Origin of the sequence: Paenibacillus sp. P3E, from assembly GCF_001909045.1 — a bacterium.
GTDB lineage: Bacteria > Bacillota > Bacilli > Paenibacillales > Paenibacillaceae > Paenibacillus_AQ > Paenibacillus_AQ helianthi.
On the sequence record NZ_LVWH01000160.1, the window covers coordinates 1 to 20,886 of the forward strand.

The 20,886-nt window shown below is 52.6% G+C and carries 19 protein-coding genes and 1 riboswitch; of the genes, 12 read left to right on the top strand and 7 right to left on the bottom strand.

What is annotated here, in order from left to right; translation table 11 throughout:
• On the top strand, positions 1–259 hold a 259-nt coding region (locus tag A3842_RS13325), incomplete at its 5' end, for an IS3 family transposase (protein ID WP_143186273.1).
• 607 nt (positions 260–866) lie between these two features.
• Here the strand turns inward: A3842_RS13325 and A3842_RS13330 are convergent.
• The 4 genes from A3842_RS13330 to A3842_RS13345 all read right to left on the bottom strand — a co-directional run bounded on the left by A3842_RS13330 (position 867) and on the right by A3842_RS13345 (position 3,921).
• Positions 867–1,661 (bottom strand): ABC transporter ATP-binding protein, encoded by a 795-nt coding sequence (locus A3842_RS13330; protein WP_074101783.1) that lies wholly within the window; start codon positions 1,659–1,661, stop codon positions 867–869.
• Positions 1,662–1,749: 88 nt separating this feature from the next.
• Positions 1,750–2,511 carry an ABC transporter permease gene (locus A3842_RS13335; RefSeq protein WP_074086671.1) on the bottom strand — a complete coding sequence of 254 codons (762 nt, stop codon included), beginning with the start codon at positions 2,509–2,511 and terminating at the stop codon, positions 1,750–1,752.
• Positions 2,508–2,801 (bottom strand): thiamine-binding protein, encoded by a 294-nt coding sequence (locus A3842_RS13340; RefSeq protein WP_074101740.1) that lies wholly within the window; start codon positions 2,799–2,801, stop codon positions 2,508–2,510. The genes A3842_RS13335 and A3842_RS13340 overlap by 4 nt, the downstream gene beginning before the upstream one ends.
• 49 nt (positions 2,802–2,850) lie before the next feature.
• Positions 2,851–3,921, bottom strand: coding sequence for an ABC transporter substrate-binding protein (locus tag A3842_RS13345; RefSeq protein WP_074101741.1), 1,071 nt, complete (start codon positions 3,919–3,921; stop codon positions 2,851–2,853).
• 123 nt (positions 3,922–4,044) lie between these two features.
• A riboswitch (TPP riboswitch) is annotated at positions 4,045–4,156 on the bottom strand.
• A 180-nt stretch (positions 4,157–4,336) separates the two neighbouring features.
• Here A3842_RS13345 and A3842_RS13350 point away from each other — a divergent pair.
• Positions 4,337–4,636 carry a hypothetical protein gene (locus A3842_RS13350; protein ID WP_074101742.1) on the top strand — a complete coding sequence of 100 codons (300 nt, stop codon included), beginning with the start codon at positions 4,337–4,339 and terminating at the stop codon, positions 4,634–4,636.
• A 29-nt stretch (positions 4,637–4,665) separates the two neighbouring features.
• Here the strand turns inward: A3842_RS13350 and A3842_RS13355 are convergent, their stop codons facing one another.
• On the bottom strand, positions 4,666–6,135 hold the full coding sequence (locus tag A3842_RS13355; protein WP_074101743.1) for a hypothetical protein: 1,470 nt from the start codon (positions 6,133–6,135) through the stop codon (positions 4,666–4,668).
• Between the two features lie 44 nt (positions 6,136–6,179).
• Positions 6,180–7,352, bottom strand: coding sequence for an MFS transporter (locus A3842_RS13360; protein ID WP_074101744.1), 1,173 nt, complete (start codon positions 7,350–7,352; stop codon positions 6,180–6,182).
• Positions 7,353–7,511: 159 nt separating this feature from the next.
• Here A3842_RS13360 and A3842_RS13365 point away from each other — a divergent pair, with 159 nt between their 5' ends.
• From A3842_RS13365 to A3842_RS13400, 8 genes are all read left to right on the top strand, one after another.
• On the top strand, positions 7,512–7,952 hold the full coding sequence (locus tag A3842_RS13365; protein WP_074101745.1) for a pyridoxamine 5'-phosphate oxidase family protein: 441 nt from the start codon (positions 7,512–7,514) through the stop codon (positions 7,950–7,952).
• A 525-nt stretch (positions 7,953–8,477) separates the two neighbouring features.
• Positions 8,478–9,515 (top strand): EAL domain-containing protein, encoded by a 1,038-nt coding sequence (locus tag A3842_RS13370; RefSeq protein ID WP_074101746.1) that lies wholly within the window; start codon positions 8,478–8,480, stop codon positions 9,513–9,515.
• A 195-nt stretch (positions 9,516–9,710) separates the two neighbouring features.
• Positions 9,711–10,385, top strand: a complete 675-nt coding sequence (locus tag A3842_RS13375; protein WP_074101784.1) for a response regulator transcription factor — start codon at positions 9,711–9,713, stop codon at positions 10,383–10,385.
• Entirely contained in the window at positions 10,382–11,818 is a 1,437-nt protein-coding gene (locus tag A3842_RS13380; protein WP_074101747.1) for a sensor histidine kinase, read from the top strand. The genes A3842_RS13375 and A3842_RS13380 overlap by 4 nt, the downstream gene beginning before the upstream one ends.
• 59 nt (positions 11,819–11,877) lie before the next feature.
• Positions 11,878–12,792: an ABC transporter ATP-binding protein gene (locus A3842_RS13385; RefSeq protein WP_074086680.1), complete on the top strand. Its 915-nt coding sequence runs from the start codon at positions 11,878–11,880 to the stop codon at positions 12,790–12,792.
• Positions 12,789–13,505: an ABC transporter permease gene (locus A3842_RS13390; RefSeq protein WP_074101748.1), complete on the top strand. Its 717-nt coding sequence runs from the start codon at positions 12,789–12,791 to the stop codon at positions 13,503–13,505. Before A3842_RS13385 ends, A3842_RS13390 begins: the two co-directional genes overlap by 4 nt.
• A gap of 1 nt (position 13,506) precedes the next feature.
• Positions 13,507–14,247, top strand: coding sequence for an ABC transporter permease (locus A3842_RS13395; protein WP_074101749.1), 741 nt, complete (start codon positions 13,507–13,509; stop codon positions 14,245–14,247).
• A gap of 142 nt (positions 14,248–14,389) precedes the next feature.
• On the top strand, positions 14,390–14,755 hold the full coding sequence (locus A3842_RS13400; RefSeq protein ID WP_025705626.1) for an ArsR/SmtB family transcription factor: 366 nt from the start codon (positions 14,390–14,392) through the stop codon (positions 14,753–14,755).
• 113 nt (positions 14,756–14,868) lie between these two features.
• Here the strand turns inward: A3842_RS13400 and A3842_RS13405 are convergent, their stop codons facing one another.
• Positions 14,869–15,855 carry a cation diffusion facilitator family transporter gene (locus A3842_RS13405; protein WP_074101750.1) on the bottom strand — a complete coding sequence of 329 codons (987 nt, stop codon included), beginning with the start codon at positions 15,853–15,855 and terminating at the stop codon, positions 14,869–14,871.
• A 259-nt stretch (positions 15,856–16,114) separates the two neighbouring features.
• Here A3842_RS13405 and A3842_RS13410 point away from each other — a divergent pair, with 259 nt between their 5' ends.
• Positions 16,115–18,490, top strand: coding sequence for a heavy metal translocating P-type ATPase (locus tag A3842_RS13410; protein WP_074101751.1), 2,376 nt, complete (start codon positions 16,115–16,117; stop codon positions 18,488–18,490).
• 185 nt (positions 18,491–18,675) lie between these two features.
• Positions 18,676–20,703: a methyl-accepting chemotaxis protein gene (locus tag A3842_RS13415; RefSeq protein WP_083609580.1), complete on the top strand. Its 2,028-nt coding sequence runs from the start codon at positions 18,676–18,678 to the stop codon at positions 20,701–20,703.
• Positions 20,704–20,886 lie beyond the last annotated feature (183 nt).

The window sequence follows — 20,886 nt, forward strand, 5'->3', positions numbered from 1 at the left end:
ACGCCTGAACAAATACCGTATGAAGGCGAGCATGAGCCGCAAGGGGAATTGCTATGACAATGCCTGTATCGAATCCTTTCATAGCATCCTAAAGAAAGAGTTTGTCTATTGCACCAAATTCAAAACAAAACAGCAAGCGCAGGATGAGATGTTCCAGTATATTGAGTTTTTTTATAACCGCAAGCGAATCCACAGTGCACTGGGTTATCTTTCCCCTGTCCAATTTGCAGCGAAGTTCAAAAAGAAAAAGACCGCATAAATCTATTTTTTTATGTCCACTTTCTTGACGGAAGTCCATTTATACCCTTAATCTGGCGGGATTTCAGCGTTTTCAGGGTTTAGTGGGATTTTGTACACTTAATTCTGGCCACGGGGTCCTAGACTGGGCTTGAACGCTGAAATAGGTATACTTTTTCCAAATAAGCGCACTCTATGCTTGTTATGCGCAGAAATAAGTGTACAATTTCCCACTAATTTTCAACGGGACATATTCAATAGGCCCGGCCCCTCATCATAGGGGGCCGGGCTTATTTGTTGTAGTTGAGAAAAGACAGCCAATGCATTTCAAACGGGTGAAACGCAAGTTGGCCCGCGTGCTGCGAATGAAACGCGGCCCGGCAAGCGCGAATGGATGCGGCCGGCAAGCTGCGAATGGATGCGACCCGGCATGCTGCGATGGAACGTGGCCCGGCATGCTGCGAATGAAATGCGGCCGGCAAGCTGCGAATGGATGCGACCCGGCATGCTGCGTAGATGCGGCCCGGCATGCTACGTGGACGCGGCCCGGCATGCTACGTGGACGCGGCCCGGCATGCTACGTGGATGCGGCCTGGCATGTTGCGTGGACGCAGCCTGTAACGCTTCGTTTACCGGGTAGTCCTCGCCTGCTCCTCGCGCATCCATTCCGACAGCTCGCGTCTGAGCTGTAGAAATTCCAGAGAATCGGTTAATTCCCCGCGCCGCGGACGCGGGAAGGGAACATCAACGATATGCAGGACGGAGCCGGGCCGCCCCGAGAAAACATAAATACGGCTGGAGAGAAGGAGTGCTTCCTCGATATTATGGGTAATGAATAGTACAGAACGGCGGTTTTCTTCCCACAGCTCCAGCAGCCAGCGCTGCATCTGCTCACGGGTCAGCGCATCCAGCGCGCTGAACGGCTCGTCCAGCAGCATTAACTCCTGCGGCGCGAGCAGCGCCCGAAGGAAGGCTGCCCGCTGCTGCATACCGCCCGACAGCATATGCGGATAGGCGCGTTCGAACCCGCCCAAGCCGACCTTGTCCAGCCAGTGGCGGGCGGATGCCCGTGCTTCGGCCTTCGGTTCGCCTTTCAGCTCACCGGCAAGCAGAACGTTGTCCTCGATGGTCCGCCACGGGAACAGTGCAGGCTGCTGAGGCATATAGCTGATCTCTCCGCGCTGCCCGGTGACGTTCTTGCCGCCCATGCTTACCGTTCCGGTATCGGGCAGCTCCAGGCCGCCGATGATGTGGAACAAGGTGCTTTTACCACACCCGGACGGGCCGACAATGGAGACGAATTCCTGGGGCTCAACCGTTAGTGATACATTGTCGAGCACGCGGGTCTCACGGCGGCGGTGGAAGAAAGCTTTGGATACGCCGTCTACATTCAGGGCGTGATGCGCGCCTTTAGCTCCCGGCATGTACGCGGAGGAAGCCTGTTCCAAGGTGTTCAAGTTAGGATGGCCTGCTAACAAAATGATTCATCCTCCTTTCCAGAAAGCTTAAGTATCAAGAGGTCTTGCGCGGCTTCCAGCGAACCAGCCACTTCTCCAGAAGTGCGATCAGGGCAAACAGCACCAGACTAAGAAGAACAATAATTACGATGGCAACGAACATCCGGTCTGTGCGGTAGGAGGCCTTCTGCAGCAGCATGTAATAGCCAATGCCCTTGTCTGCGCCGATCCACTCGGCAACCACAGCGCCCATTACTGCATAGGTTGCGGAGATCTTAAGGCCGGAGAACAGGGCTGGCAGAGAACCGGGCAGCTCTAGCTTTGAGAAGATCTGCCACTTGCTGGCCCCAGCCATTTTCATATAGTTCATCATGATCCGGTCGCTTTGGGCCAGCCCGCCCATGGCGGCAACGGCAACCGGGAAGAAGCAGACGAGTGTGATGAGTACGATTTTGGGCAGCAGTCCGAACCCGAACCAGATAATCAGCAGCGGCCCGAGGGCGATGGAGGGTACATTCTGGCTGAGAATCAGCAGCGGATACAGCGCTCTTTTCAGCCAAGGCACCAAATGCAGCAATAGAGCTACAATCAGGCCCACACCTGTACCAATCGGGAAGCCGATTAGGGTCAGCCGCAGCGTAGCAGCCGTATGTGCCCAAATGCCGGAAGCATTACCCCGGGATTCGCGGGCGATATCGCCGGGGCTTGGCAGCATCCAGGAAGGGACATGAAGTACGGAAACCGCCAATTGCCATACGCCCAGAAAAAAGATGACCGCCACAAGGGGCGGCCAGATTTGGTTCCAGTACGATCTCACGGCCGGTATTTTTCCGTCAGTTTATCCATGCTGATTCCGCTGGGGTTATGGGCGATCTTGATTTGTGAGATGACGCTGGGGCTACCCGCTGCGATCAGCGCTTCATGCATTTGGCGTACCACCTCAAGCAAATCGCTGAGTTCGCCCTCCATCGTGGTTTCGAGCGGATTCACCTGGTGCTTCACGCCGGATTGCTGAATGACCTCAATGGCCTTATCTACATAAGGAATAGAATCCTCGTTATTCGGAGTTTTAGGAATGACTTGAACGCTGAGCAGGGTGTTTGCCATATCAATCAGATCCTTTCAGGTTGGGTATTGTAAAACTTGCAGTGTAAGATTACTTGCTCTCCGGCAGATATTCATTCGTGAACGCTGAAGCGGTATCCAGTGGTTTGTCCAGCAGCTTCAGACCGTACATCCAGTCGGCGTAATTCTTCCAGACCTCGGCTTTCTGCTCTCCCCATCTGGAGGCATCGTCCTTATATTTCGGGCTGAGCCATTTCTGGCTGGCCAGGACGAGCTTGGGGTCCAGATCCGGCACAGCCTTCGAGAGGATGGCGGCAGCTTCTTCCGGCTTGTCGATCGCATATTGATAACCTTTGGAGGTAGCTGCAAGGAACGCCTTCACCAGCTCTGGATGCTCAGCGATTTCCTTCTCGCTCGTGGTCAGCACCGGGGTGTAGTAATCCAGTTGAGGCGCGTAATCCTTCAAATACAGCATGTCCAGCGGTTCACCGCGCAGCTCGGCTTCAATACCGGTCCAGGCGTAGAATATCCAGGCAAAATCGATGTCACGTTTCACGGCGGTGAAGAAATCAGCTTCGCCGATATTGACCAGCTTCACCTTTTTAACATCGCCGCCTTCAGGGTCCATGATCGCCTTCATGGCAGCTTCTTCAGCCGGGGAACCCCAGCCGCCGTAGGTTTTGCCTTCGAAATCCTTTGGTGTCTTGATATTGCGGTCCTTCGGGGCGGCAAACCCTGAGGTATTATGCTGGATGATGGCGGCGATGGAGACGAGCGGCACATCCTGCAGACGGGCCAGAGTGAGCGCCTCCTGGGCACTGATGCCAAAAGCGGCTTCGCCTGAGGTGACCATCGTGTCGGCTCCCGCCGCACCCGGCTGTACAATTTCTACATCCAGGCCTTCCTCCTTGTAATATCCCAGCTCTTTGGCTGCATAGAGGCCGGTATGGTTCGTATTCGGCGTCCAGTCCAGCGCGACCTTGATCTTAGTCAGTTCCTTAGGCGCGTCCGTTCCTGCTGCGGTTGCTTCCGGCGCGGCGGTGCTGTCCCCGGCTGGAGCGGCGCTATTCCCGCCGGAATTCGCAGTATTACTGCCGCACCCGGCCATGACGATGACCAGCATGCAGCTGATGCAGAGCATTAGTGCTTTTTTGACTCCCATTTCTATTCTTCTCTCCTTCCAGCTAACCCAGTCTTCCGAACTCTGATGATGTCCATACCAAAAAAAGCGCCCCGAAGATCGGGACGCCAGCAATTGCGTTAGGTGGCCGCTTAGCCAAAATGACTGAATGCGGGTGGTGATTCCTACGCTGGCATTATCCAGATCAGGTATAAGGGTCAGTATCTGTGTGGGATACACTCTCAGCCGGCCAATTCCAGCCCCCCTGGTACTATGAAGTTATGGGTGTTGCTGTGTTCTTACGCTGTATTATAGCGGTCCCCTTCGGGGTTGTCCAGTAGTGGCCCCGGATTCCAGCAATCCGCTCAGGCACTGCCAGGCACGCTGGGTAGACTTACCATATGTTATATAATAAGATTAATACTTTACAATTATGTTTCGAAAAAGGAGTGACCCTATGCTCACTGATCAGCAAAATGCCGGAGAACGGCTGAAGGTGCTAGCGGAACAGTTGGCTGAAGAAGTCACTTTGCGTCAGTATGAACGCCAGCCCGAGTTGCGGCAAAGATTCGGCCCTTCCGGAATGGCAAGAACCATGCAGGATTCACTATATCATTTACGGTATCTGGCGCAAAGTGTGGCGCTGGACAGCCCGCTTCTATTTATTAATTATATTGTCTGGCTGAAGGCGCTGCTGGTGCCTAAGCTTGTCTCTGCGTATGCGGAAGCCTGCCGGGAACTCGAGAACCTGCTGTAGATCAGCGGGTTCTCTTTTTTATAGGTTTGTCAGTCATATCCCTGAACTCTTTTTCTTTTTCTGCGGCGGCTGCGGATTCCGTTCCACAGCTGCTTCAGGCTCAGGCCGATACTGACAGCGATCCCCGTAAATGCAACGAACAGCGCCAGATATTCAAATGGGGAATACTCCAGCATCTTGCTCCAGTCAATCTTACCTTTAAGGTCCTCGATCACCTGATTCATGCCATAAATACCGCTCACCACTGTGAACACCGTCAGGATCATCAGCAGCGTGTCCCGCCGTTTGGCCTGGAATTTCTCCTGGTATTGAAACAGGTCATTCAAGGTCATTTTGACCTCATCGAACAGGGCATCATTCCCGTAGACCTTGCGCAGCTGGAAAAAAATCTCCCGGCCCTGGGACTGCGAAATGAGCTCCAGAAAATAAAATTTGGCCGAGAACTTGTTGATCATAAAGATCAGGTTCTCAATTTCATCCACATCATGGTTAATGCGCAGCCGGGAGTGGATGTTGGCCAGCTTCAGCAGAACGATTTTATGAAATATGCTCAGCAGCAGCCCGTAATAATATTCTCCATACATCTGATTAATGAGCTGGGTGGCTACCCCGGATTCAGCCAGGCTCAGGCAGCAGAACGTCTGCTCATTCGTCATGTAATAGGTGTCCGGCCCCCAGCGGCTATAACAGTGCTCCCCGCAATAGTCCCGAATATACCCAGGATCGCTGGCACTGATGTATGGCTTGCCTCCCAGGGTCATACCATCCAGCTGGGAAGCTCGGTACAGCAATTCCATGCTAATCTCATTTTCCTTGTCCTCCTGCCGGTCAAAGCCGTAAAAAGCCTGAACCAGCATTCTCTCATCCACAAAGAACGGCAAAGTTTCAAAATAGGCGCCATTGATTTCCGAAGGGTCGAGAAAAGGCTCCAGTCCGCCCACTACATTCCTGAACACAAAATCCTCCACCTGATCAAAGGAACGGTCATGACAGTGGATGGAGGTTAGTTTGTCCCGAAAAGATACATCCTCCAGTGTCCGGAAACGGTCGGCGAACTCAAGGACGGTGCTGAAGGGGAGATGCTTCTCCCCGATGCTGACTCTGATCGTCAGGAAACCGAGTTCAAAAGGGCAGACGAATACATCCGTCGAGAGCACTTGAAAATAAACCGACTGTCCGGGCATATCCATCCTGCAGGGCAAATGATTGGCCCGGGAAAAGCGGCGGAAGGAATCCTTGTCCTTCTCGCGGGGGAATAGCACATGGGCGGCAAACGGGAGGTAGCTCCGCTCCATCTTTTCATGGGAAACAGAGTAGCCTTCGCCGTAATAAGCGTCCTCCAGTTCTTTGTTGTCAAGAAAAAACCGGGTGAATCCTTCTTGTGTCAGATGTTCGATCAGCTTCATATCTTCACCGTCCTTGATAGAGAAGGGGAAGATGAACTGCAGCAGGGCGGTATGAAGTGTTGGTTCAGAAGCAATAGGGATAAGTTCAGGCATGAATAGGTCCCACCCTTGCACGAAGGATAATTACACGAATTATATTACCCTATTTTCCAGGCTGCCACGCTAAGCAGGAACAGCACAGCGGCACAAGCGGCCAGCAGTCCAGAGGTCTGGGCGATCTGCAGATGATCCATGGACCAGCCGGTGGCAAGCGGCAGCACCGCGCCGCCGATCCCGCCGGAAGCGATCATAATGCTGGGAGTGGATTCCTCGGCTCCTGGCAGCAGCTTGCTGGAGAAGACGAGCGCTATGGAGAAGATGCCTGACATGCATAGACCGAGCAGCGCCAGTACAGCAAAAGCGGCAACGCGCTGCGAGGCGAACGGGAAGATCGCCAGCAGCAGTACAGTGGCGAAGCAACTGGCCAGCACATATCTCCGATAGGAGATCCGCTCAGCCAGAACCCCGGCGTACAGCCGTCCCGCAGACATCGCCAGCCAGAAGAAGGTGACCGTTAGGGCCGCCGAAGCGTCACTCATGCCGAGTTTGGTTATGAAGATCGCCGGCATGAAGTTGACGAGGCTCATCTCCGTACCGACGTAGAGAAAGAAGAAAACTATGAACAGGCTGAGCAGTATCCACTGCCTGTCTTTATAGGGAAGCTTTCTTGAACGCAGGCGCTTAGCGCCCCGTTCTCTGCGAGGGGGGCGTTCGTCGAGTACGCTCTGGAGGCGGCCGAATCCGCCCTTGGCCCAGAACAGCAGAGAGATCAGTGCAGAGGCCGCGACGATCAGGAAGGCCAGCCTCCAGGAGCCGGCTGCAATGAGCGGGCTTGCAGCCAGCGGCATCACGAGCGCGCCTACGCCGAACAGCACCTCCAGCCGGCTCATGGCCACTGCAGTTCCCTCCGTGACAGCTGCTATAATGATGGTGCCGATGACGGCTTCAATCATGCCGAAGCCAAAGCCTGCGGCCACGGCGATGACATACATCCAGCCCCATGGCGGGAGAAAAGCATAGGCGGTTTCCGCACATACCAGCAGACCGGTGGCGATCAGCAGACCACCCCGTTTGCCGAAGCGGCGGTTCAGCAGCGGCGAGATTAGCACGCCGGCCAGGAATCCGGCGAATTGACTGAAGATCAGCTCGCCGCCAGCGCTGTAATTGCGGTCATAATGCTGCAGCAGAACGGGAAGAATCGAGCCCATAACCACGTGGGCCAGTCCAATGACAAAGTAGGAGAGGCAGCCGATCCAGATCAATTTTTTCAAGTAGGAAGCTCCTTCTGTAATGAGTTTATGGCTGGACGCGGGATTCAATACCCTCTGAACGGGTACACTACTATAAGCAACGGTTTTATCATAAATCCAAACTGCGGACGTGGATATATAAACTTATATTCACATGAATAGAAAGGAGCTGTTTCGTCAATGGATAACAGAGAGCTGGAGCAGACGATCATCAAGGTGCTGGATGACAACAAGTTCGGATCCTTCGGTACGATAGAAGCCGGCAACAAGCCTAAGGTGCGTTATATGGCGGTATTTCATGACGGGCTTCACATTTATTTGGCTACCAACCGCCAAACGCATAAGGTAGAGGAGCTTGAGGATAATCCGAATGCTTTTCTGCTGCTTGGATATGAACAGGGCGGCGGCAAAGATGTGCTTGAAATTGAAGCCACCGTTGCCGTCACCAAGGATGAGGGCCTGCGGTCCAAAGTATGGAACAAAGAGCTGGAGAAATGGTTCAAGGGTCCGGATGACCCCGACTATGTGATCCTGGAGCTGAAGCCGACACGGATAGAGTATATGGGCAAGGACCAGCAACATGGTGTCTGGGAAGGCTCGGTGGCGGTCTCCGGCAAGTAGGAAAGTTATTTGTTGATACTTGAAAAAGAAGAACGTAAACCAGCGATTCTGCCGTTATTGGGGAATCGCTGCTTTGCGTTTTCAGGTGGGTTGTAGAACTTGTAAGCCCCATTCAAGATCTCTCCACTATATAGTTTGAAATTGGAAACACCTGATGAGGGGACTATCATTTTTAGTGGAAAAAAGCTCACTAATCCGACTCATTCGGCATATAGAGTACCCTATGTGGGAAAAAGTAAAACTAATTCTACTGAAAACGGCCGTATGGGAGGATTATGCTTGAATTAGGTGTACAAACTGACATTGTTCAAGCCTCAAGCCTCAAGCCTCAAAGCTCCTGCCTCCAGTTCAACAGCAACCCGAACAGAGTTCTGTTCGCGGGTCGTCCAAGGTATGCGTCCACGTATATCTTACTCGAAAAACTGAGGGGGATTTTGTCTCAGGAGCCATGGCTGGCCTATGGGAAATCATGTTATACTTTGCCTTATAAGCAGTATCGACATCATGAGGGGTGGAGGGGATTCCATGAGCTGCATCGACTGTTCTCCAATTGAACCGGTGGAAGACGAAGGGGATTTGAAATTCAGGCCATGCACACTTCCCCTCGTTACCGCTGTAAAGGCTGAGGGTTACGCGGTTGAAGGCGTACAAGACGCAGGTAAGATTACATATGGATCCCGTGAGGAACTCTTGCGGCTTCTGGAACGGCTGGACCAGCTTCAGCAGGAGTTGGGTCTAGAATTGTCGGTAAGCCTTAACGGCCGGACTGCCCGGATGTTGGTGGAGCGGTGGCTTACGCTGGAGCAGCTGAAGGTCAGATTTACCAGTGAGAATCTGATTGCCATCATTGCCAATCACAATTTCTGCAGCCATATGCAGCCTATTGTGGATTTCAATGAGGTGATTGTGGGCTTTGAGCTCTTGCTGCGGCCGCTTCCGGGGAGCGCATCTTTTAAACCCTACGAGCTGTTTGAGATTGCCAGGCAGACCGGATTTCATTCTTTTCTTGACCGGGCTGCGCGCATATCGGCCATTGAGACCAGCTCAAGGCTGCTGCCAAAGGGGATCAAGCGGTTTGTTAATTTTTTGCCCTCCTCCATCTACAATCCTAAGTATTGTCTGACTCACACCTTTGAAGCCATCAGACGTCTGGGCCAGATCCCGGGGGACTTTGTGTTTGAGGTCGTGGAGACGGAAAAGATTGCAAATATCCCTCATCTGCAGGATATTTTTAGCGAATATCGCAAACAGGGCCTGCTGGTTGCACTGGACGATGTCGGTGCCGGCCATTCCACGGTAGAGGTTATGACGAGCCTGAGGCCGGATTATGTCAAAATTGACCGCGGGCTAATCAGCTTCTGTGACCAGGATGACGCGAAACAGCGGATCATCCGGGATATCATGAACCGGGCATGGGATTGTGGAGCCAAGGTGCTGGCTGAAGGTATTGAGCGGCGGGAAGAGTTTCTGTTCTGCCGGGATATCGGCATGGACCTTGGACAGGGATATCTGCTGGGCAAACCGTCAGACAAGCCGCCGGCCCGTTTTGGACACATTGCATAATAGGTAGTTTATTCATCCTCGGGTGCGCAGATGTTTCTCTGTGCTGCCCCGGGGATTTCTTGAATATAAGGATTTATATGTTTTACGCTATAAATCATCCTTCTATTTCTCGCTGAAACGGATACCGTCCCTTAAAAGGACGGCGAAGCCGTTTCTACTTGTTTTGCCGAATGAAGGAGAAAGGATTTGAAGCTAATGAGTGTTACGCTGCTGTATGTTGAAGATGACAGGGACATCGGAATCGCAGTTTCCGCGGATCTGAGGGACCGGGGGTATGCTGTCCGCTGGCTGGAGAACGGGGAGGGTGCAGCAGAGGCAGCCGCAGGCTGCCAACTGGCGATTCTCGATGTCATGCTGCCGGGTCTGGATGGCTTCACCGTCGGGCAGCGGCTGAAGCGGGCTTTTCCGAATCTGCCCATCCTGATGCTCTCTGCCCGCACGTCCATTGATGATAAGCTTCAGGGCCTGGAGTTCGCCGATGATTATTTAACCAAGCCTTTTCACCCCGATGAGCTGGCCGCGCGGATTGAGGTGTTATTAAGACGGACGGGAGCAGCCATGTCCATACCGCTGACGCTGAAGCATCTGATGGTATACGAAGGAGACAACCGGATTATAGAGGCAGACAGCGGGAAGGAAATTCTGCTAACCGGCAAGCAGTTTCAGATTTTCTCGTATTTGCTGCGCCATCTCGGCCAGATCCTGACGAAGGAACAGATCTATGAGGCGGTCTGGGGAGAGAGCTATATGGAGGGTGACAAGACACTCATGGTGCATATCCGCTACCTGCGCGAGAAGCTGGAGCTTGATCCTGCCGCGCCGGAGATTATTGAGACGGTCCGGGGGATCGGCTACCGGGTAAGAGCATGAGGATAAAAAGCCGTTTCCGTAACCTGCACAGCTCGCTCCTCTCCCGTTACTTGCTGATTATTATAGCCGCACTGCTGTTAATTCCCGTTGTTGTTCCGTTAACCATAGGAATGTATAGCCTTTTCAATGGAATGACCCGGGAACAGCCACCGGAGAAATATGAACAGTATGACAATATTAATGCACTAGAGAACACCTGGCATAAGGAAGCAAAGGAGCTTCTTGGCAAACCACCTGAGTTCATCAATGAGCGGCTACGGGCGTTAAGCTCCACCTACAGCCTGGCTGTGATGTTCTGGGTAGATGGAGAGGGGCAAACCAGACTGTTGCTGGAATCTGTCGATCCAAAGCTATGGCAACAGAATGAACGGTACTCCGTCCCCTCACAGTGGACCGCTGCAGAAGCGATTTCCTTCATGAAAAAGAGTAATAACCTGGAGCCGCTCTCTATTGTAGCTTTCGTGGGGGATCAGGCGGAAGCAGGAGAAGGCTTCATGGTCATGCAAATTCCTGCCGCCGTTAAGGATCAGACTTCTGTTGATGGCTTCAGTTCATGGTTCACGATAGTCATGCTTGTATTATTTACAGGGTTCATTATAGTATCTTTGCTGTTCTTTATCCAAATCCGCAAAAGGCTGCTGCGTCTCGAGACGGCCATGGTCTTCACAGGAGAAGCTGGCTTACCCCGATCGATTGTTCCGGGGAAGTCTGATGAAATCGGCCGTCTGGAGACAGCCTTTAATACCATGGTAACCGAGCTTGCCGCCAGCCGGGGGAGAGAGGCGGAAGAGGAAGGCCTGCGCAAGCGTCTCGTTGCGGACTTGTCGCATGATCTGCGCACTCCCCTTACCGTCATCCGCAGCCATCTTCATGTTCTGGGTAAGGAAGCTCTGACGCCCCGGGGCCAGGAATCGCTGAAGCTGATGGATGAACGGATCGACAGTCTTAGCGGGCTGATCGACAATCTGCTGTCCTATAATCTGCTAAGCAGCGGGCGGATGACGCTGAACCTGGAGCGCAAGGATGTACTGAGACTGCTGCGGGAGTGTGCTGCGGCATGGTATCCGCTGTGGGAGAAGGAAGGATTCCAGATTGAAATGGACCTGGAAGCTGAACCGCTGTATTGGACTGTTGATGAGAGCTGGTTCCGCCGCATTCTAGATAATCTGTTTCAAAACATTGTACGCCATGCACGGAGCGGCCTCTATGTAAGCGTAAAGCTGGAGGTTATAGACGATCAGCGCCTGATCGTGATCAGCGACCACGGCCGCGGCCTGGGCAGCGGCTCCGAGTCCAAAGGTGCAGGCCTGGGCTTGTCCATCGTCGATCTGCTGATTAAGCGGATGAAGCTGGAATGGAAGGTTGACAGTACAAGACAAGGCACAAGTATTGTAATACTAAGCCCTTCGGATGGAATTTTAAACGAAACTTAAACTTGCTGCCGCCATGCTTTTAACCTTGGGACGTTATGCTAATTACCGAGGTGAAGAGAATGAAGGAAACAGTGATTGAAACAAGGGACTTAGTAAAGGAATACCGCGGCCGGGCTGCGGTGGAGCATTTGAACCTGAATATAGGCAAAGGGGAGATCTATGGCTTCCTCGGTCCAAATGGTGCAGGCAAAACTACGACAATCCGCATGCTGCTGGGCCTGATTAAGCCAACTTCGGGAAGCATTGAAATTTTTGGGCAGGGGCTTCGGCGGAATAAGCTGCAAATTCTGCGCAAGGTGGGGTCATTGGTGGAATCGCCGTCTTATTACGGCCATTTGAGCGCTCTGGACAATCTGGAAGCCATCCGCCGCATTCTTGACGTACCGAAGTCGCGTATAGCTGAAGTGCTGGACATCGTTTCTCTAACAGGGGAAGAAAAGCGGCCTGTGAAGGGCTTCTCGCTCGGCATGAAGCAGCGGCTTGGTATTGCCGCTGCGCTGCTGGGAAGCCCGGAACTGCTGATTCTGGATGAGCCCACCAATGGTCTCGATCCGTCAGGTATACAGGAGATTCGCTCGCTGATCAAGCGTCTGCCCGTAGAAGAGGGGATCACGGTCCTGGTGTCGAGCCACCTGCTCAGCGAGATTGAACAGATGGCTGGAACCGTAGGAATCATCCGTTCCGGACAGATGGTCTACCAGGATACGATTGCCCACCTGCAGCAGCAGGCGGCAGGTGACCTCCGTATCGCCGTATCCGAGCCGGAAGAAGCGCTGATTCTCGCCGGGCGGCGCGGCTGCTCAGGCACGCTCCAGGAAGGACGTATCACCCTGCCCCGGATGAGCGATGCCCGGGTGGCGCTGCTGATCAAGGAACTGGTCGAGAACGGCCATGCGATCTACCGGATCGAGGAGCACAGACAATCGCTGGAAGAATTCTTCCTTCAGGTAGTCGAAGGAGGCCAGTCCTTATGATGTGGCGTTCGTTCTCGGCGGATTGGCTAAAAATCCGGGGTAAAGGCTTGTGGTTCCTGGTCTTCCTTGGCCCGATTGGGCTCCTTGCCATGCAGGGGTTGAACTTCGGAATCCGTTATGATTATCTGACGAAGCAGTACCACTCTGATCTATGGGGGGGATTGCTGGATAATGTGGCTAATTTCGTACCGGTAGCACTCTACTTGGGTGGCACGCTGATCTGCTCGCTCATGGCGAATGTAGAGCATCAGACGAGCTCATGGAAGCAACTGCTGGCGCTGCCTATCTCCCGGACCGCCGTATTTATGTCCAAGCTGCTGCTGTGTCTGCTGCTTGTGGCCGTCTCCTGCCTCCTGCTGTCCGTGGGGACGGTAGGTTTAGGATATCTGCTCGGTTTCGGCGATCAGCCGGTTCCCTATGCGAAGGTGATGCAAATCGGGTTCGCCTCCTATGCTGCGGCGTTGCCTGTGATCTCCTTGCAGCTATGGCTCTCCCTGTCCAGCCGCAACCAGACCCTGCCCGTTTCGTGCGGCATTACCCTATCGCTGGGGAGCCTTTTCTCGGCGTCTCTGTCCGAATGGTTTCCGTTATCCTGGCCTATTATGGCCTGGAGCGCTCCCCGGCCCTGGTTGTTTAGCGGGGCTGGGCTGATGCTGGGACTGCTGCTACTGCTGCCGGGAGCCCTGCATTTCGCGCGAAAGGATGTGAATTGATATGGCAATCTTCTGGAGAGTTCTGTCCGCAGAAAGACTGAAGATATCCAAATCCTTCATTTGGCTGCTGGTTATAGGCAGTCCGGTGATCGCCGTATTCATTGGAGCACTCGCCAATATGGAGGAGGAGGGTAGGCCTATCACCTGGCAGGTACTGCTTGGTGTCATGTCAATGGCTCATGCTTTGTTATTTCTTCCGATACTCACGGGTATTTTCGCGGCATTAATCTGCCGAACCGAGCATGTTGACGGCGGCTGGAAAATGCTGCTCTCGCTGCCCGTGACGCGTTCTTCTGTATATTTTGCAAAATATACTATGGTTATGGGCCTGCTGGCTGCTGTACAGTTGCTGTTTTTTGTGGCGCTGATGGGTGTGGGTGTGGTGCGCGGGGTGGATGGGCCTGTACCTTGGATGCTTTTTGTGTCCAGTGTTTTTGGCGGCTGGTTCGCCTGCTTACCGCTGGCCGCGCTGCAAATGGCGGTATCCCTGAACTGGAGCAGCTTTGGCGCACCTCTGGCGCTGAATGTGAGCTTAACCATCCCTAATATGCTAATCGCCAATTCATCCACTTACGGGCCGTATTACCCTTGGGTTCAACCGCTGCTGGCGATGTCGCCTTTTGGAAAGGAAAAATTCGGGGCCTTTAATTTGCCAATGGAAAGTCTGATGCTTGTAGTATTCGGCAGTCTGATTATCTTTATGGCGGCAGGTCTATTCTCCTTCTGGCGCAAAGCCGTCTAAACACGGTGCTTCATGCTAATTGCAAGTCTTCCCATACCGGCCTTCTCCATGGACATCAGATAAAGTTTTGCTATAATTAATCGTAGAAGCTTCGATTAACTATCGGTATGGCCGGATGAAATAGATGGAGGAGGGCGAGAGCATGGAGCCAGCGGCACTCGAAGAATGCGACAATACATGCAACGGTTCGGAGCTGGAACCGGAATCTATGGCGTTAATCCTGCCTGACCGCGGGACAACGGATAAAATGGCGGAGATGTTCAAGGCACTGGGCGACCCTACAAGAGTACGGATGATTTATGCCCTGTCGCAAAGGGAACTGTGTGTGCATGATTTGTCATCCATACTGGATATGGGACAGTCGGCGGTATCCCACCAACTTCGCTATCTGCGTAATCTGCGGATTGTCAAACGCCGCAAGGAAGGCAAAACCGTATATTATTCGCTGAATGACGCGCATGTGGAGCAGATTTTTCTGCAGACCCATGAGCATATCCGGCATGAATAGATGATAGGGTGCTCTGCAAGCCAAATGGCTGCGGAGCACCCTTTTTTTCTAAAAATATAAGAATTTATAGACGGCGAAGCCGTTTCCGCTTGATAGAAGCCGTTTCTTCTTAGTTACACTTTAAGCTCCCTGTGTTTCAGGGAGGAATTCTCGATCTGCAGCGTGGCGTGTTGAATTGCGAATTGGTCCTCCACAAGATCGACGGCCTGCTGAAGAATGCTATGAGGGTCGGCGGTATCCCTGATCAGCAGATGCCCGCTGAGCGCATCAAGCCCGGAAGTGATGGTCCAGACATGCAGGTCATGGACGCCGATGACGCCGTCGATGCGGAGCAAAGCCTCTTTGATCTCCTCTGTATTAATGGCAGCAGGTGTCCCCTCCATTAAGATATGAAAGGCCTGCTTCAGAACACCCCAGGCTCCTCTAAGGATAAGCAGGGCCACCAGTACGCTGATGATGGGGTCGGCGATGTACCACGAGAACAGATTCATAATTAATCCGGCAAGCAGTGCGCCCACAGAGCCAAGGGCATCGCCCATAATATGCAGATAGGCGCTGCGGATATTGATGTTCTCTTTGGTGTCGCTCTTGCGCATAAGGGACCAGGCACTGATCAGATTGGCCAGGAGCCCTACAGCCGCAATAATCATCATAGTGCCGCTTGCTACCGCCGGCGGTGCAAAAAACCGCTGCCAAGCCTCCCATATAATAAATCCGGCAATGACAAACAGTGTAACTCCGTTGAACAAGGCGGCCATAATTTCAAATCGGTAGAAGCCGTAGGAATTCTTCAATGAGGGCGGTCTGACGGCGACAATCATCGCCACCAGGCTTAAGGCCAGAGAGGCGGTGTCACTCAACATATGCCCGGAGTCGGAGAGCAGAGCAAGACTGCCTGTGACCAGTCCTCCGAAAAACTCGAGGAACATAATACCTCCGGTAATGATCAGAGCGATCAATAGGCCCTTCTTGTTATCTGGCGCATGGGAGTGGGAGTGGCCGGAATGGCTGTGCCCATGCCCTTCATTATGTACATGCCCATGCTGTTGGTGATGCGGTTGATGTTCATGGGAATGACCCGGATGATTGTGGTTATTCATAAAATGACCCCTTTCTGTAAAACATATGAATGATTGCTCATATATTAATATTATCCCGGATGAAAGCAGATTACAAGAGATAATCATCAGACTTCGTAGCCATCATCTGCTTATTTTTTTCTGCCAGGGCTATTCTTGTACCCAAAAGGAGAAACTATGCACTTTGCATTGACACTCCAAGATTGAGGGGCATATAATGTGTGTAAGTAAACATATGAACAGATACTCATATATAGGTTTTACCAAGGAGATGAGTCATTTGAATGCGGTCCAAGGAAATGTAAGAAAACAGTGGATGCTGGAAGGGCTGGATTGTGCCAATTGCGCCATGAAAATTGAAAATAAGGTCAAAAAAATTGAGGGAGTCGCATTTTGCTCAGTGAATTTTACCATGAAGCTGATGACGCTGGAAACCGCAGCAGCTGATGCTGAAGCCATATCTGCCGAAGCCCGGCGGACGGTAAACACACTTGAGCCCCACGTGAAGATTAAGGAATTGAAGGCAGCAGGGGTTCGCAGACAGCCGCAGGCGGGCAGCGGTCCGGAGCAGGGAATTAGCCCCGAGCACACTCATCAATCTGCAGCTGCTCATGGACACAGCCATGAAGCCCACAGCCAAGCTGATGTGCAGAGCCTCAATCATAGTGCCGATGATCATGTGGCTGCCCACAGCCACAGCGGTACTCACGACCATAGCCATGAAGCCCATGAGCACGGCGATGCCCATGGACATAGCCATGAGCACGGCGATGCCCATGGACATAGCCATGAGCATGGCGAAGGCGACACCCGGCGTATCCTGCTTCGGTTGGGAGCCGGAGCTGTTCTTGCGGCTGCCGGAATGTTCCTGCCGGTCAGCGGAATGGCGGAGCTGCTGATTTTTCTGGCTGCTTATTTGATGGTTGGAGGCGAAGTGGTCTGGTCTGCTGCCCGGAACATCATCCGGGGTCAGGTCTTCGACGAGAACTTCCTGATGGCGCTGGCGACGATAGGGGCATTCGCGATTGGAGAATACCCGGAAGGCGTTGCCGTTATGCTGTTCTATCAGGTGGGCGAGCTCTTTCAGGGCCTAGCTGTCAACCGTTCCCGCCGCTCGATTTCGGCACTGATGGATATCCGTCCAGAATTCGCATATCTGAAGGAAGGCGGCAGTCTAAGACGTGTTGCACCGGAAGAAGTGAATATCGGCGACCATATTGTGGTCAAACCGGGCGAGAAGGTTCCGCTCGATGGAACTATCCTTGAGGGCAGCGCCATGATGGATACCTCAGCGCTGACCGGGGAATCGGTGCCGCGCGCTGCTGAACCGGGCAGCAAGGTCCTGAGCGGTTTCATTAACCGCAATGGCGTAGTTACGATTGAGGTCACGAAGAATTTTGGGGAATCTGCCGTCTCCAAGATTCTGGAGCTGGTGCAGAATGCCTCCAACAATAAGGCGAAAACCGAGAATTTTATCACCAAGTTTGCCAGAGGCTATACTCCTGTAGTGGTTATTACGGCGCTGCTGCTGGCTGTCATCCCTCCGCTCGTACTGAGCGGGGCCACCTTCTCGGATTGGATCTACCGGGCACTCGTGTTTCTCGTCATCTCCTGCCCTTGCGCGCTGGTCGTCTCGATACCGCTCGGCTTCTTCGGCGGTATTGGCGCAGCTTCCAAAAGTGGCATTCTCGTCAAGGGCAGCAATTTCCTGGAGGCCTTGAACGATGTTAAGGTTGTTGTCTTTGATAAGACGGGAACGCTCACCAAAGGTGAGTTCAAGGTGGCGGGGATTTACCCTACCGAGGGATTTGAGGAGAATGATCTGCTGCGGACCGCTGCCTATGCCGAGAGCCACTCCAGCCATCCGATTGCGGAATCTATCCGTGCAGCTTACGGTGAAGAGATTCCTGGTGAGGCCATAGCGGACTACAACGAAATATCGGGTCATGGTATCGCGGTTACGGTAGAGGGAAGGGCGGTACTGGCGGGGAATGCACGGCTGATGGAGCGTGAAGGCATTGCCAGCCGGACGCCGGAAGCGCACGGAACTGTGGTCCATATCGCCGTAGATAAGCAGTATGCGGGTTATCTGGTGATTGCCGATGAAGTGAAAGAGGATTCGCTTCAGGCGGTTCAGGCCCTGGGACGGCTCGGAATTCACAGAACCGTGATGCTGACAGGAGATGCCTTGGCCGTGGCGGAAGCGGTTGGACAGCAGCTGGGCATAGGGGAGATCCACGCTGAGCTGCTGCCCCAGCATAAGGTGGAGGCCATTGAGAAGCTGGAGCGGGAAAAGTCACAACGGGAAAAAATAATATTTGTGGGCGATGGGATTAATGATACACCGGTACTGGCCAGAGCAGATGTCGGCATCGCCATGGGCGGCCTGGGGTCGGATGCAGCGATTGAAGCGGCAGATATCGTAATTATGACTGACGAGCCTTCAAAGATTGCTACAGCGATCAGTATTGCCAAGCGTACGCGGACTATTGTCTGGCAGAATATTATTTTTGCCCTTGCAGTGAAGGCTATATTTCTGCTGCTTGGCGCATTCGGAATCGCCACGATGTGGGAAGCCGTCTTCTCGGATGTGGGGGTGACCGTGCTTGCGGTTCTGAACAGTGTACGGGCCCTGCAGGCTCCCAAAGCGGTGTAAACCATTCTCCTTTGCACCAGCAAATAAATAGTATGAAAAAAATAAGCATCGATATCCCAAATTGTGGGTCCCGAGGCTTATTTTTTATGTGGAAACTAATGTTTTTTGTCTGTTATTGCCGATATAACACTATAGATTTACAGCATATGGAAGATCATTATCAGTTTTGCTGGGGGGAAACTAAGGTGGATAAGACAGATGTACCGGAAAAAATGAAAATGAAAGCAAAAGGAAGAAAATCAACATCCGTGCAAACCAAATGGTCGCTTGTGATTCTTGCCATTTCCATCGTGCCCTTGCTGGGGACAACCATCTTTTTGATACAGTATTTCGGTGGTGTGACCCGGTCGGACAGCGAGGAACTGGCTACCAAAATCCTGGAGATGAACACTTCCCGGATCGATGAATGGCTGAAAGGCCGGACCTCGGCTGTACAGGAGCTCATCGCGCAGCATCCGGAGTTTGACACAGCGAAGCCGGAGAGCATTTTTCCGGTAGTGAAGGTGCTTGAGGAGAGTGACACCCAGTCCGAGGGGTACAGTGTCATTAACAAAGAGGGCCTGCTGACCAATACGATGAACTTGACGGCCGATATGGCGAAATCAGCCTATTTCATAAAGTCCAAGGAGTCTCTTACACCGGCAGTAGGTGATATGTCGTACCTGGAGCCGCTCAAAAAGTACATCATCCCGCTCGTCGTACCTGTAGTGGATAAGCAGAAGCAATTTACCGGAGGGATTGCGTTTTCGGTTACACCCGATATCCTGAAGGAGATGAGCAAAAGCATCCATGTGGCTGAGAGCGGCTACGGCTATGTAGTTTCCGGCAAGGGAGACTATTATGCGTATTCGGATATGAGCCGGATTGGCAAAAACATCGCCGATTATGCCAAGGAGCCGGAGATGAAGAAGGCTGTCGCCGCTATTCTCAGCCGCGAGAGCGGCTCGGAAACCTATACAGGTGAAGACGGTAAGACGGTCATTACATATTTCAAGACCATTCCCGGTACGGATTGGAAGCTGATGATCAATGTGCCGAAAAGCGAGATTTTTGCCCAGGTGAATTCTGCTCAGCGCTTAGCCACGATATTAATCATTGGCATCATTCTGATTGTGAGTGTGATTTCTTTATATCTTACGCGCATGGCGGTTAAGCCGCTGGTAGCGATCTCCGGCGTAATGAAAAGAGTGGCTGGCGGCCATCTGAGTGAAAGGGTTGCTGTCCGTTCGGGGGATGAGATCGGGCAAATGAGCGAGAGTATCAATGATACGGTTACTTCACTGTCAGGGATTGTCGGAACCATTGATTCCACAGTGCTGCAGGTAGCTGCCGCTGCCGAAGGACTGCTGGAATACGCCAACCAATCCTCCAATACCTCGGCTGAAATTGCTACTGTAATCCAAGAGGTTGCACATGGCATGAAGGAGCAGTTCAAAGGGTCGGAGCAATCAGCGCGCGCTACCGAAGAAATGGCTGTCGGCCTGCAGAGAATCGCGGAATCCTCCGTAAGTGTGTCCGATCAGGCAGAAACCGTGAGTGCAGAGGTCGAAAACGGTTATCTGGAGATTCAATCTACGCTGGCGCAAATGACGGTCATTACCACAACAGCCGGTCAAACCTCTGAGCTCATCCAAGCGCTGACACAGCAATCTGAGCAGATCGGACAAATTGTCGATGTCATCTCTGAAATCGCGAATCAGACCGGACTCCTGTCGCTCAACGCTTCAATTGAAGCTGCCCGTGCAGGCGAGCATGGACGTGGCTTCGGTGTCGTGGCGAATGAAGTCAAGAAGCTGTCTGAGCGGACCAACACCTCCATTATAAATATCGTGGAGCTGATCAAGCAGATTCAAACCTCTACCACCGATGCTGCATTGTCTATGGACAAGAGCATCGCTGAAATTGGCGATGGTATGGGCAAAATGAAAAATGTGGGTACATCCTTCGAACACATCCGTTCCTCCATACGGGAGGTTTCTACACAGATCCAGGACGTTTCCGCCATTAATGAGCAAATGTCTGCCGGGACGGAGGAGATTACGGCTTCGGTCTCCGATATGCTGACCATTGCCAAGGATTCAGCGGAGAATGCCCATGCAGTCTCCCATGCTTCTGAAGACCAGATGCAACTTATGAAAAAGGTCGTAAGCTCAGCGCAATCCCTGAATGAGATGATGTCCGAGCTAAAAGGCGAGATTGAGAAATTCCGTTAAGGTTAAGGTTATATCCAAGCGCTTAAAAACAGATGAAACCAGATGAAAACACCCCCCGATTCTACACACTGCCGTGTGAAGTCGAGGGGTGTTTACTTTAAAAGATAAGAATTTATAGGCTTCGCGCAATAAATGATTCTTATCGTTCTCGCTGAAACGGATACCTTTCTATGAAGTATGGCA